This is a genomic window from Eggerthella sp. AM16-19, assembly GCF_003474385.1.
In the GTDB taxonomy this organism is placed as follows: Bacteria; Actinomycetota; Coriobacteriia; order Coriobacteriales; family Eggerthellaceae; genus Senegalimassilia.
Genome location: NZ_QUCY01000007.1, coordinates 24,471 through 37,906, shown reverse-complemented (window position 1 = coordinate 37,906; position 13,436 = coordinate 24,471). Strand labels below are relative to the sequence as shown.

At 58.9% G+C, this 13,436-nt stretch carries 8 protein-coding genes; 2 read left to right on the top strand and 6 right to left on the bottom strand.

The window, feature by feature from the left end; translation table 11 throughout:
• Positions 1–37 precede the first annotated feature (37 nt).
• Complete coding sequence (locus tag DW178_RS04040; protein WP_118349803.1) at positions 38–733, bottom strand: cytochrome c3 family protein; 696 nt, start codon at positions 731–733, stop codon at positions 38–40.
• 106 nt (positions 734–839) lie between these two features.
• On the bottom strand, positions 840–2,177 hold the full coding sequence (locus DW178_RS04035) for an ammonia-forming cytochrome c nitrite reductase subunit c552 (protein WP_286168499.1): 1,338 nt from the start codon (positions 2,175–2,177) through the stop codon (positions 840–842).
• A gap of 222 nt (positions 2,178–2,399) precedes the next feature.
• On the opposite strand from DW178_RS04035, the gene DW178_RS04030 reads away from it, so the two are divergent.
• Together DW178_RS04030 and DW178_RS04025 are read left to right on the top strand one after the other, a co-directional pair.
• Complete coding sequence (locus tag DW178_RS04030) at positions 2,400–3,650, top strand: GAF domain-containing sensor histidine kinase (protein ID WP_118349837.1); 1,251 nt, start codon at positions 2,400–2,402, stop codon at positions 3,648–3,650.
• Complete coding sequence (locus tag DW178_RS04025) at positions 3,647–4,285, top strand: response regulator transcription factor (protein WP_118349802.1); 639 nt, start codon at positions 3,647–3,649, stop codon at positions 4,283–4,285. The genes DW178_RS04030 and DW178_RS04025 overlap by 4 nt, the downstream gene beginning before the upstream one ends.
• A gap of 89 nt (positions 4,286–4,374) precedes the next feature.
• Here the strand turns inward: DW178_RS04025 and DW178_RS04020 are convergent, their stop codons facing one another.
• From DW178_RS04020 to DW178_RS04005, 4 genes are all read right to left on the bottom strand, one after another.
• The gene (locus tag DW178_RS04020; protein WP_276668931.1) at positions 4,375–4,611 is read right to left on the bottom strand and encodes a chaperone NapD; all 237 of its coding nucleotides are present in this window, start codon (positions 4,609–4,611) and stop codon (positions 4,375–4,377) included.
• 12 nt (positions 4,612–4,623) lie between these two features.
• Entirely contained in the window at positions 4,624–4,977 is a 354-nt protein-coding gene (locus DW178_RS04015) for a hypothetical protein (RefSeq protein ID WP_118349800.1), read from the bottom strand.
• 2 nt (positions 4,978–4,979) lie between these two features.
• Positions 4,980–7,526: a molybdopterin-dependent oxidoreductase gene (locus tag DW178_RS04010; protein ID WP_118349799.1), complete on the bottom strand. Its 2,547-nt coding sequence runs from the start codon at positions 7,524–7,526 to the stop codon at positions 4,980–4,982.
• Between the two features lie 628 nt (positions 7,527–8,154).
• Entirely contained in the window at positions 8,155–13,386 is a 5,232-nt protein-coding gene (locus DW178_RS04005) for a lamin tail domain-containing protein (protein ID WP_118349798.1), read from the bottom strand.
• Positions 13,387–13,436: the final 50 nt, after the last annotated feature.

Here is a 13,436-nt window from a genome sequence, read left to right as displayed (position 1 = left end):
TGGCTTGAGCCAACGCCCCTTTTTTACGAATGCGCGATTATGCGCGGTTCGCCACTTCTTGAGCTTGATCGTACGTCAACCACCCATCAGGGATGGGCGCATCATCATGGCATCGGCTGCACGCGTTCACCGACGCACGATGCGCCTTATGGCAATCTCCGCAGTCAAGCTGCTGCCCATGCATAGCCATATGCGGGTTGCGCTCGCCGTACTGCGCCGTCGCCTTCACCAGGTCCTGGCGCGTGATGTTATGGCACGCCGAGTTCAAGCAGAACGCATCGCCGTCCTGGCTCAGCCACTCGCCGAGCTGTTCGGTATCGCGCTCTCCAAGCACCAACCCATAGGTTTCGTTGGCGTACAGCGGCATGTTGCCGGTGGCCCACTCGCTTACCTCGGTCAGCTGCTGCGACATGGTGGGTTTGTGGCAGCTCAGGCAGTTCGCATCAGCGCCGCCTTCCTCCTTCGGCACCGCATGCACCACGGCCAACATGGAATCGGTGTTCTCCACCGTATTCCCCCACTTGTCAACGCCCTGCACGCCCGGCTCCTGCTCGAACGCGGCAAGGTATGGATCCATGGGCGTATGGCAAATGGCGTTGCAAAAGCTGGGCTGCTCATGCCAAACCCAAAAGCCACCGCCGGCAACTGCCGCAACCACCGCCACCACAGCCACGGTGATCGGCCATTTGCGGCTTTTCCCGCAAGGCTTGCCGGTCCCGTTTTGCTCGCTCATATCTTTGAACCCCCTTTCCGGAAAAGAATCGGAATATGCTAGCGGTTGCCCCCGAGCGCGCAGCGCGCTTTTGCTCGGGAGCTTCGGAGAGAATGCCGCCTACGCTTTATCCAAGCATGGACAATGCCTGGTCGGCCGCCGCTTCGGCCTTGTCCAGGGTTTCGAACGTCAAATCGGGGTTGTGAGCGCCCTCGCTGTTCTCGACCATCACGAAATCCCAGTAGAATTGCGCGTTGCGCTGCAGTTTCCACAGGGCGGCAAGCTCATCGGAAGGAGCCTGCTTGCTGCCGGCGTCCTTGGCGGCTTTGATCGCGGCGATCTCGTCAGCGTACTTGTTGGCGATCTTGTTCGTCATATCCTCGATCTTCTCGCTAATCGAGGTGACGCGCTGCTCTTCCTTAGCCTGCGTAGCCGCAACCTCGCTCTTCAGGTCGGCATGGCAGTTGTTGCAGTCATTCGCCAGCATATCCTCGTTCTCAAGCGGGCTGATCCAATCATGAGACGTGTAAGCAGTGCCGTCCTCGGCTACTTCGGTGCCCATATGGCAGTCGGAGCAGGTGTATCCGATGCGCGCCATGGTGGTGGATTTCCCGCCGTAGATGGTTTCGAACTCCGGATGCTGCACCTTGATCATCGGCGCCATGGTGTCGGCATGATTCCAGTCGGAGAAGTTCATGTCATCGTAATAAGCAAGGATGGCATCGGGCGTCATCTGATCGGTGCCGGTGTAGGGGTTCGTCGTCGCCTTCGTGGTCGGATCGAAATAATACTCGTTGTGGCACTGGCCGCACGTTTGGCTGGCCAGCGGCGCCTTCTTCTCGTTATCCACGTCATCGCCGAGCGCCCTTACGAAGAACTTGTTGCCCACGACCAATTGGGTGGGGTCGTTCTCATGGCAGTTATAGCAGCTGATGGGCTCGTCAAACTGATCGATCATGTCATTGAATTTGCCTTGATAAGCCGTATCGCCCTCCGCATTCACCAACGCGGTATATTGCGGGGTCTTGCACGAGATGCAGTTGGCGAGCTGCTCCTTTTTCTGCGTACGCGGCGTTTCCTTCACCGTATCGAGCGAGTGCGTATGGCCATGCGCCTCATCGTAGCCAAGCGCAAAGGCATATCCCTTGTACATGGTGTTCAGCGCAGGATACAGCTGCAGGTAATCGTGCTTGCCCTCGGTGCCGTTAGCGTCGTTTTGCTTATAGGTTTGATACTGATATGGATAATCGCCGGCCCATTGATCAGCATGCACCACGCCATACTTATCGGCATCGGGCGTCTGCTCGACTTGTTGCGCGACCGGCTTGTCAGTTGCCTTCTGATCGGCACGTCCTGCCTTGTCGGCATTCGGCGCACAAGCCGAAAGACCAACTACCAGGCCGAATGCGCACAAAGCGGTAGTCCAAACGATCGCCTTGCTCCCTTTTGCCTTCATCATCTCCATCTTCCTCCCTTCTTGCAGGCGCTTCTCTCCGCATTCAATGATACACGCCTCGCGCACGCCCATGCGCTTGATGCGCGCACGGTAGCCAACCCTCCCCCAAACAGACGGGCAAAACCCTATGATTTCGTTGATGCCGCTTCCAACCTGCTATTGTTATTTGGTTGCCTCTGCGCGAAAGGCGCAGAAGCGTTTAAGATGCTTTTGGTCATGGAAGGGGACATCATGGGGGCATCGAACTTCGACCAGGCAACGATCTCAGGCAAGAATACCGCGTTCCAGCAAGCGGTCGACGCACTGCGTAAGCGCTTCCGCTTCGACTTCGTGTCGATGGGCATCACCGCATTTCCAGGTGCGCCGCTTACATGGCTCTACAGCGCAGGCGAAACCAGCAATCGACACCGTCGCATCTCGCTAGCGCCCGGGCACGGCATCGGCGGCATCGTGCTGAAAACCGGCAAACCCATGCTGTTCACCGACATCGACTCGGAAATGGACCCCCGTGAATACTCGTCTTACCCCATCGTCTTCGCCGAGGACCTGCGCAGCTTTTGCGCTTTGCCCCTCAAACGCGCAGACCATGTGGTAGCCGTGCTGCTATGCGCTTTCCGCATCGTCGATCCATCGCATGCGGAAACGTTCCGTGCGCTTATAGCCGATGAGCTGCGTGGGGTGTTTTGCGGGCTCGAAGTGGTATCCGAAGGGTTCATGGGGCTTGGGGAAGCCGGCGACCGAAGCGAAGCCACGCTTGTCGGCATCTCGGGCGATACCTCGTTCGCCGGCGTGCGCGATACCGACGAAACAGGCGCGCCGAAGCTGTTGCGCGGCGACCTGGCTCGCGCCATAAGCGCGCAAGAAGAAGAGCGGCGGCGCATTTCACGCGAGCTGCACGACGGCGTAGCGCAGGAGCTTCTGACCGTCACGTTCACGTTGCAGCGCCTTACGGACCACGTCGACGCAGAAGGCGCTGACATCCTGGAAGAGGCGCGCGGCGGCATCAACGGCGTGCTCGACGAGCTGCACAACATTTCCGTGATGCTGCGCCCCAGCTCGCTTGATCATTTGGGGTTCGTGCCCGCTTTGCGCAGCCAAGCCTTGCTGCTAGAGAAAACCTATGGCTCCGCCATCCGCTTCGAAGGCCAGCTCTCCCTGCCCCGCTTCGATCGCGCATTGGAAACGCAAGCCTATCGCATTTGCCAGGAAGCCATGACGAACGCCTGCAAGTACTCCGGATCGGATGTCGTGACCGTAAGCGTTGAGACTGCCGGCAACTGGCTTCACATCAGCATAGTCGATGAAGGCTGCGGCTTCGACGTGGCGCATCCCGCCATCAAGGGCACAGGCTGCGGGTTGCTCGGCATGCAAGAGCGCGCCAACCAAGTAGGCGCCACGCTTTCCGTTGAATCAAACGAACACGGCACGCGCGTCACCTTGGTCACGCCCATGCGTTCGAGCGAGGAGGGTGATGCGCGATGATCAGCGTAGTGCTCGCCGATGACCATGTCGTGGTACGAACCGGCATAAAAATGCTGCTTGACGCCGATCCCGATATCGAGGTTGTGGCCGAAGCCGCCGAGGGAACGGAGGCATATTCCTTGGTGGCCCGCTACAAACCCGACGTGCTGCTGTTGGATATATCCATGCCGCCCGGACAAAGCGGGCTTATCGCGTGCGAAAAGATGGCAAAGGATTTCCCGGATACCAAAGTGGTTATCCTCACCATGTTCGCAGAGCCGGAATACCTGCTGTACACGCTGCGGGGCGGGGCGGCAGGATACGTGCTGAAGAGCTCCACGCCCGAGCAACTGCGCCAGGCCGTGCACGACGTTGCCAACGGCGGCAGCTATATCCACCCGACCATGGTCGAGCTATTGGCGAAACACACGGCGGGCGGCTCAAACGACCCATCCATCCAACAACTGTCCAGCCGTGAACTGGAGATCTTGCAGCTGATAGCACGCGGGCATACCAACAAGGAGATCAGCACGATGATGTTCCTGTCCGTGAAAACCGTTGAGGCGCATCGTAGCAAGATATACAAGAAGCTTCATCTGAAAACACGCGCCGATGCCGTCGATTACGCGCTACGCCATAAGCTGCTCGACCTATAACGCACCGCTCGACGCGATTCTGCCAAGCATAACGGCGATGGCAAAGCACTTGTTCGCGCCTTGCCATCCCCCTACAAACGATATGGTCATCACAACGTCGGATCATCCTCGAAATTACAGTAGACCAGGTTAACCCCCAACACACCCGGAATCCCCACGAACGAACCGGCCGTATCGCTTGACGCATCTACCGTATCGGCCTCGATGGTCACCACGAGCTTGTAGCCCTTTCGCTCATGCACTTCCACGCCCGCCTGCTCAGCTAACGCAGCCGCAACCGCATCCACCGCATCGGCGGCGCATTCCACCACCAAACTCGAAATCACCAAGGCGCACCCCTATTTGTCGAATTCGCTGCCATCGGCAACCACATGGCACGTATTGCACAGCAAATGACGCCCATCGATGCTTCGACTGTCGACATCGCCATCTTGATAGTGGTCTGCAGGCAACGCCACCGAACCGGTAAGCATGGGGTTGGCGTTATCGCCCGCGCCATGGCACCCATAGCAACCGGATGCGCCCATAGCATCGAAACGTGCAGACGAATGGTTCACCGGCATCACCGGCGCCGCATCGGGAGAAGCACCCGCCTGCGTGCTCGCGTCCACCGAGCCGCCCGCGCATCCCGCAAACGCCGCCGGGGCCAGAACGCACGCAAGCATCGCGCACGCCACAACCTTCCGCTTCATGGCTATCCCTCCAGCTTCTCGATGCTTACGCAGGTCTTCTTGAAATCAGGCTCTTTCGAAAGCGGGCAATAGGTATCTTGCACCGCAAGGTTCACCAGCGTCTCCTCGGCGAAAAACGCCGCAAACACCGTCCCCGCAGGCGGCTTAGTGCGCCCGTGCGTGGACACCCTGATATCCACCTGCCCAAACCGTGATTTCACGCGCACCTTGTCGCCATCTGCGATGCCAAGGCGTTCGCAGTCGGCGCGGTTCATGTCAAGAACCGCTTCGGGCAGGGCGTTGTGCAGCTGCGGCACGCGACGCGTCATAGACCCCGTGTGCCAATGCTCAAGCAAGCGCCCTGTGCAGAACACGAACGGGTAACGATCATCGGGCGCCTCCGCCGGCGGCTCCCATGGACGGAACACCACGGACGGCTTCATGCTCGTCGACTTGTAAAAGCTCACGCCGCCGGCAAGATCATGCTTGCCGAACCTCTCCACGCCCACTTCGTCGAACCCGTCTTCCTGATGGCCGTCGCAGAAGCGCCACTTCGTCTCAAGCCATTCGCCGTTAACCTCACGTACCGGCCACGTCAAGCCGTGCCGCTCTATATAGACATCGTATGGCGCAAGCTGCTTTGCCTCCATCTTCAGTTTCGCGCCAAACGCTCCATCTGCATCAACGTCGATGGCATAGGCGCGCTCGTTCAAAGAAGGGTTGCTGAACGTGCGGTATTCGCTGAAAACCTCACGGCACACTTCGCGTTGCGTGCCGCGGAAATCGGCAGCTTCCTTGTCGTAGATAACGCCGAACAGCGTATCGAACGCATCGGTTCCGCCGATCTCATGGCCATCGAGCACGCGCTTGGCAACTTCCATAAGCTGCCATAAATCCCACTTCGCCTCACCGGGCGGGTCGACCGCCTTTTCAAACACGGCCGTGCGCCGTTCGCCGTTACCGAACATGCCCTCGCGTTCCACCCACATAGCCGCTGGCAACACCACGTCGGCATAGCGGCAGCTCATAGTGGGATATACCTCGGACACGCAGATGAATGCATCGAAGATGCCTTGCTTGTCACCCTGGCCCAGGAAACGCGTGAGATTGGGCATGGACGATGCCCAGTTATTATGAGCGCTCCATAAAAAGCCGATGTTGCCGTTCGATAGCTCACGGAACATCTTCACCGTATGGTATCCCGTTGCGGTCAGCGGCTCCAAATAGCCCTCGGGCAGGTTCCAAACCGCTTCGGTATAACGTCGATGCTGCGCATTCGCCACCAACAGGTCCGCCGGCAAGCGATGGCTGAAGGTGCCCACTTCGCGGGCCGTGCCGCACGCCGTCGGCTGGCCCGTCAAGCTGAACGGCCCGTTACCCGGTTGGGCGATCTTGCCCGTGAGCAGGTGGATGTTGTAAAGCAGATGATTCATCCACGTGCCGCGATTGTGCTGATTTACGCCCATGGTCCACAAAGACAGCACCTTCAGATTCGGATCGGCATACACACGTGCCAGCTCCTCGATATCCGCCGCCGCCACACCGGAGATTTTCTCGGCGTATTCGAACGTATAGGGCTTCAGGCGCTGAGCGTATTCCTCGAACGTGATGGGGCTGACCGCATCAACCTTTTTGCCGATATCCGATTTGTCATAACCATCCTCCGTCGGGTTGCCGATGTCTTCCGTGCCCTGCTTGAACTGCAGGTGGTCGCGCACGAAATCAACGTCATACAAGCCGTTTTGCACCAGGTAGTTCACAATGGCATTGGCAATCGCCAAATCGCCGTTGTTGTTGAATATCATGACCTTATCGGCTTCGGCGGAAGTGCGCGTGGAAAGCGTGGTCAGATCGTAGAAACGCACACCGGGATCGGAGGCCTTGCGCGCCACCAAGCGGCTGAACAGCATCGGGTGCGCCTCGGCCATATTCGCACCCCAGGTCACGAACACATCGGCCTCATCCAAATCAGTATAACAGCCGGCGGGCTCGTCGGTTTGGAAGACGTTCATGAATGCCGCCACGGCGCTGGCCATGCACAGACGCGCATTGCATTCGATATTGTTCGACAGCAATCCCGCCTTCCAGAACTTCGAAGTGCAATAGCCTTCCACGATAGGCTGCTGCCCGCTACCCCAGAACGCAATACGGCTTTTATCGGCCAACCACTGCTCGCGCAGCTTGCCCGCCATCAGATCGAGCGCCTCGTCCCAGCTTGCCTCGCGCAAGCCTGCATCCGTTCCCTTGGTACGCTTGTCATCGCGGATAAGCGGGTGGGTTAAACGATCGGGTCCATACAAGATCTTCGCCAGATAATAACCCTTCACGCAGTTCAAGCCTTTGTTCGACCCATTATCGGGATCGCCCGTCACGCTGATGAGCTTTCCGTTCCTGCTCTCGCAGATAACGCCGCACCCGCATCCGCAGAAGCGGCATACCGCCTGGGTTTTCACGCTTTCGCCGTCCGCAACCTGTATGCAGCCGGACATGGTGGAAAGCGTTCCAGCAGCCGCTGCCGACGCCAGAGCGACAGCCGTCGTCTTCACGAACGTGCGTCTTGTGATGTCCACGAATCCCCCATTCCCTTTCCGAATACGCGTTCTGACACGCGTTTTCCCGCATCGTATGACGCGCGAGCGCGCCGCAGCGCGCGCATTACTCACGTATAGGGTTTTCCCCTATGCGATCTGCGGGTAAACAAGAACGAGGGATTTATTGCGCATCGACTCCGGATGGCAGGTTCACCAGGGCTGTATCGCATTCGACGCGCACTTTCAATGTGCGCGAAAGGCCCTAACTTAAGGGCGCAAAGCTGGAACATCGCCAGCACAACCGATTCTATGACCCAGAAAGCCAAAAAGGGTTGCTCCCAAATGGAAAAGAGCCCCCTTTGCATCGCAATTGCATTCTGCGCGATGGGCGAATATTAAACTGCCAGACGGGCGTCGATCCGACACGCGCTGTCAACGGGGATTCCGGAGGAGATAGATTGGGCCAAGGACGAAGAAATTCGCCCTTGGCCCTTCATTGCCTATTGACAATGTCCTGCTCATATTAAAAAGGGAGCCCCCGTATGGAGGCTCCCTTGAAACGCTTGCCTTGTTGGCCTTTGCTGGCCCTACTTGGCCTGCTTTGCCTCGATGGTCGGCTGCCAAACGTACCAGCAGTACGTAGTAGCGCGGTAGGAATGCCTGCTTGCTAGCGGTTGCCTGTGCGGCGACGCAGTTTGTGCGCGATGGCTACCAACCCAGCTGCGCATGTTGCAATGACGCCGGCTGCAGCAGCAAGCGGACCCGCTACATCGCCCGTTTGCGACAAGGTGCCACCGGTCGTGTGATTTGCCGCGCCCGAAATCGTCTGGTTAGCGCCGGGTTCCACGATCGTGCCGGCGTTGTCGGCAGAGCCGTGGCCGCCGTTGTTACCCGACCCATTACCGCTGCCGCCCGTCTCATCGCCGTTCCCGTTGCCGCCGGTAGCACCATTGTTGCCGCTTCCGTTGCCGCTGGTCGCTCCGCCGTTGCCATTTCCACTACCACCGTTGCCGCCGGTACCGCTACCGCCGCCATTGCCGCCGTTGTCGGAAGCCTTCTCGGTCGTGAACGTCTGGACGCCCGTGCGCGTCAGGCCACCTTGGTCGTTGGTGACCTCGGCATACCAACCGTACGTGGTTTCAGGCGTCAGGCCCTTCCAAGTGTACGTCACGTCACCAGAACCCTCAGCCGTGCCGATTTCCGCAGAGGTTTGCACATCGGCGGAAAGCGATGCGGTGGTCAGCGCATGGTTCAGGTCATCGGCGCTGCTGGTGAACGGAACGTCAAGCTCAACGATGTCCTGGTTAAGATACTGCGCCCCCGGCGCGTATGAGCTCTGCTTCGCGGTGTCGTAATAGTTGAAATCATTGCGATATGGCGAGTAGGAGTTCAGGTACACCTTGTTGTTTTTCAAGTCGAAGTACAAGAACTTGATGTACTCGCTGCCGCCTTCGGGGTCGGACTGGTAGTCGGTGCAAATCTGGTACACCGTGCGATCGTTCACGCCGTCGCCTTCGGGGTCGGACTGGTAGTCGGTGCAAATCTGGTACACCGTGCGATCGTTCACGCCGTCGCAGTCATCGTCGAAGGCGCTCGTCTCGATGGAAGCCCCGTGGTAGTGGCCGTTGAGCACCGCGAACACGTTCGGATTCTTCGCCACAACTTCTTCTTGCAAAAGCTTGCCGGTGTAGTCGAGCAGCCCCGCATCCGTTTGCTTCACGTTGGTGTAGCGATGCAAGCAGATGATGGCCTTGCGGTTGGGGTACTGCGCAAGCACCTGATTCATCCAATTGATCTCGTCGGTGTAGATGTCCCAGCTCATGTACAGCACCAGGAAATCTTGGCCGTTTTCGGAGAGCAGGTCGTAGTGGCCCAGGTTGTTCTTGTACGAGCCTCCGTACCAAGGCTTGCTGTTGTAGCGGTCCTCACCGAAGTACTTCCAGAAGTTTCCGTAGCCTTCCATTCCGGCGCACACATCGTGGTTGCCGGCAAGCACGCCGTTGGGCATCCCCGCATCATCGAGGATCTTCATGGAGTGGTCGGCGTTCACCCATTCGCCGCCCATATCCACGTCGTCGACGATGTCGCCGGTGTGCATGACGTAGCGAATGTTGAGCCTGTCAGCGTTGTCCACGATCCACTGGTTCATGTTGTCGTAGTGGTACGGGAAGCTCTCGGCGTAGTACTGCGTATCGGTTTCCCAAGCGAACGAGAAATCGTAGGTATCGGGAACGCCCGTGCCGTCCCAGCTTGATTGCGCGGGCTGTGCGGCCTGCTCGGCGGACTGTACCGATGCGGCCGGTGCAAACGCACTTTCATCGGGAAGCGCCACGGTGGGGTATCCGTCCGCGGCACCCTGCTGCACTAAGATCACTGCATTGCCGTCTCGCAGATGGTCCGCAGCGGCGAAGCTGGCCGCCATCTGCCCGTCCGCATCTGCCGTAGCAACCTTTTCCCAGCTTTGCGCCGCGAAGTTGTACGCGAACATCGTTACTGGATGGCTGCTATCGGCGTTCGAGGCCTGGCCTTTCCACGTAAGCGCCACCACGTCGCCAGCCGCCGCGCTGCCGATCTTCACCTCGAACAGCTGAGCAGGGAACGAGCCGTCCGTTGTGGTCGTTTGGTTCGTGGAAGCTGCGACGATTTCATCAGCAGAAAGGGTGCGACCCTGGCGAAAACTCACATGAGCAGGGCTTTCGCCCACGTTCACCGTCAAGTTCGCCGACGTTGCCGAAACGCCGTCGCCATCGGTGTCGGCATCAAGCGTCACATCCGGGTCGTTGTCCTCGACGGTGAACTTCACCTGCGCGGTTTGAACGTTGCCGGCCCTGTCGCAAGCGGCCACGGCAAGCGTGTGCTCGCCCACTGACAAGGTATGTGGGTCAAGCGTCATCGGCAGGGCAATCTCTTCGCCATCGAGCGTGGCAACCACCGACTCCACGCTGTTCGCGTCCGTCGCGAGCGCCTGCGGGTCGAGCGTAACCGCCTTATACAGCGGCTTGCCGTCCTCGATGCCCGTATCGACCGCGGGCTTGGTGTTGTCCACCACCACGTTGGCTTGGGCGGTGCCGTTTGCGCCCTGAGCCCGGACCACGTGAGCACCATCGGCAACACAAGTCGTATCCCAGTCAAACCCCATAGCCGTCGCATCGTCGGCAGGAATCTCGAACGTTGCGTCAAGATGCGTTTCCATGCCAGCGGAATCGCCGATGGTGTGCCACACGTCAAGCGCCGTAGAGGTATTCGTTTTCTCGTTGTCGGGCGCAATCTTCACCGGCAGGAAGCTCTTACCATTCGCCAGCTTCATCTGCAGGCCGGACACCTTGTAGTCCTCGTGGTTCTCGCCGAACACCGACGGATACAGCGATTCCTCAAACGGCGTGCCCGAGTCGCCCGCCCACAGCGTAAGTGTTACCTCATAGGCGTTTTTCTCGGCGTTGTACGTGAAATACTTGTTGTCAACGTGAACGGCGCGCGACGTAGGCGTCTCGCACCACGGCCCCATGATCGTGAGGATGTCGCGCGGGTTGTTGCCGTACGGCGCGGTGATGGCGTCTTTGAAGTAGCTGTCCATGCCGCTTGTCTGCACCATAAGCCATGCGCCGTTTTCGAACGTCTTGCGCGTGCCGGTTGCCTGGTTATCATCAACGAATACCTTCGTGGCGGCGTTGTCGGTGCCGTCGTTGGCGGTGATGGTGGTCGCACCGGAAACCACATCGCCGTCCTTGAGCGACAAACGCATGCCATCGGTGTTGTTCAAACGATTGATGGCAACCGCCGTCTCCTCGGTTTCGCTCATACCGTACAGCGTGTAAGCGCGCACCTTATAGGTAACCTTGTTGTGGCCAAACAGCACATCGGAGGGAATCTGCATCATGAAGTGCCCTAAGCGCCACTGCGTTTTCTGGCGAACGGTGGTCCACTCACTGTCGTCGTCAAGCTTGTAAAGTACTTCGGTGCCCAACATCCAGGGCCGATCCTTAAGCGCCTGAGCGCCGCCGGGATAGTTCGAAGCGTTGTTGCCGTCTTTACCGTCTGCAAACGCATCGCGACGCTCATCGCCCGTGGCGCCCACAAGCAGGTCGGTGTCGTAGAGCACCTTTAGCGCCTCGCCTTCGTTAATGGACTCAGGCACCCGATATTCCTCGGTCGTGTTCTCTTTCAGCGTGGGCGCCTTGCCGTCATCGGCAGGGTATCCGGGGTAGCCTTGGAACTTCGCCTGCACGGGGCTTTTCTGCCAGTCGGCCACCTCACCAGGCGTTGCCGCGGAAACCTCAACGGGCAGCGAGGCGTTCACCGAGGTAAGGCCGCCAGTGCCCACCTGCTCACGGTCGCCGGTGCCGCGCGGGTAGGTGAACTGCAGCGACGTGTCATGGCTGCTACGCTGCGCGGCCGTCTCGTTGAACCCCGCAACGGTGAACGCGTCATCTTCGGTGGTTCCAAAGCGAATCCAGCGCGCATCGGTGGCGTGCAAGCCCGCATAGTTCACGCGTACGATGTCTTTGCCCTCTTCAAGGCTCGTCCCGTAGAAGTTGTTGAAATCTTCAACCGTGGTGCCGTTGCTCGACAGGTAGTACACCATGGTCTTGCCCGGCTGAAGGTACGCCGTGAAGTCATCGAGCGACCACACCTTGCCCGAAGCCGAAGCGGTTTTGTTCGGGAACTCGTAATAGTAGAAGATCTTGAAATAGCTCAGGTTGATAGGCTTATCAGATGCGTTGTACACCTCGAAGTAGGAATACTGCTTGCCGTCTGTGCTTTGCGGGTTGGCGTGCACCTCGGTGATGTAGAGCGGGGCGGCCTTTTCGGCAGAAGGAACCTGCGCGGCAATGTCGGTAGTCTTCGAGGAGGACTTCAATTCGTCGCCGAGCCCGCCGTAGGCGCTCACATACCATTCAACGCTTTCGCCAAACAGTTCGCTTGCGGCAACGGTGCCGGTGAACGTTTTGCCGTCGCCTGTCGGCTCGAGCGTAAGCGTCTTCTCAGACGAAACGTTTTCGCCGTAGTGCTGCTTGTAGTGAAGGTTCACGAACATGGACGCGGACGAGCCCGTGTAGGGAACCGTGACCGTCACCTTGAAATCGCCGTTGCCCGTAGCCGTTGCGTTTTCGATCCGAGCCTGCGAATCAGCCGTGTCCACGCGCTTGGCCGGCACCTGATCAGGCGACACCGAGCCAGGCGTTGCGGGGGCAAGACCGCTGTCCACGCATTCCCTGCCGCAACCCGGATAGGTGTACTGAATGCCCTGCTTGTCGGGGTTGCCCGTGGGAATTTCATCGCCGTTGGCGTTTGACCAGGCGCTGATCATCACGGCATCATCGCGCTTGCCGAAGAAATAGCCGCGCTTGTTCGTGGTATGGATACCCGCATACGGGGTGCGGATGATGTCTTTGCCTTCCACAAGGTTCGTGCCGTACGTCTTGTTGAAGTCATCGAGCGAGGTTTCGTTTTTTGCGCCGCCCATCCACAGCACAAGCGTCTTACCAGGCTCGATGATAACATCAGCGTCCCCGCTACCGTAATCTATCCCCAGGTGCTTATCCGAAGAGCTGAACACCTTGCCGGTGCCCATGCCCCCTTCGTAGCAATAGTAGTACACGTAGTCTTTGAAGTTGATGGGGCTGTTGGAGTTGTTGTACATCTCAATGTAGGTGAACTTTCCATTGCCAGGAGAATCCGTTACAACCTCGGTGACCAGCAGCGGCGACACCTGGTCCGCGGCCGCCTGGGTTTGCGCTTCGGCGCTTGGCGCTGCCGCATCCCCACCGGTTTCGACAGCTTGCGCGCTTTGCTGCGCAGACGCATCCGGCTGCGCATCGTCAGCAAACGCTTGCGGCACCGGCACCGCAAGCGATGCCGCGAGCGACGCTGCAACCACCGCGTTAAAACAACGTTTCATTCCTTGGATTCCTCCCTTTGCATCAGGTCTTGTTTCGCTTTGCGCTAACA

What these genes read in the sequence shown, in the direction of transcription:
- DW178_RS04025 (WP_118349802.1), top strand. Translation starts at nt 3,647, where the DNA reads ATGATCAGCGTAGTGCTCGCCGATGACCATGTCGTGGTACGAACCGGC.
- DW178_RS04005 (WP_118349798.1), bottom strand. Translation starts at nt 13,386, where the DNA reads ATGAAACGTTGTTTTAACGCGGTGGTTGCAGCGTCGCTCGCGGCATCG.
- DW178_RS04040 (WP_118349803.1), bottom strand. Translation starts at nt 733, where the DNA reads ATGAGCGAGCAAAACGGGACCGGCAAGCCTTGCGGGAAAAGCCGCAAA.
- DW178_RS04030 (WP_118349837.1), top strand. Translation starts at nt 2,400, where the DNA reads ATGGGGGCATCGAACTTCGACCAGGCAACGATCTCAGGCAAGAATACC.
- DW178_RS04035 (WP_286168499.1), bottom strand. Translation starts at nt 2,177, where the DNA reads ATGGAGATGATGAAGGCAAAAGGGAGCAAGGCGATCGTTTGGACTACC.
- DW178_RS04015 (WP_118349800.1), bottom strand. Translation starts at nt 4,977, where the DNA reads ATGAAGCGGAAGGTTGTGGCGTGCGCGATGCTTGCGTGCGTTCTGGCC.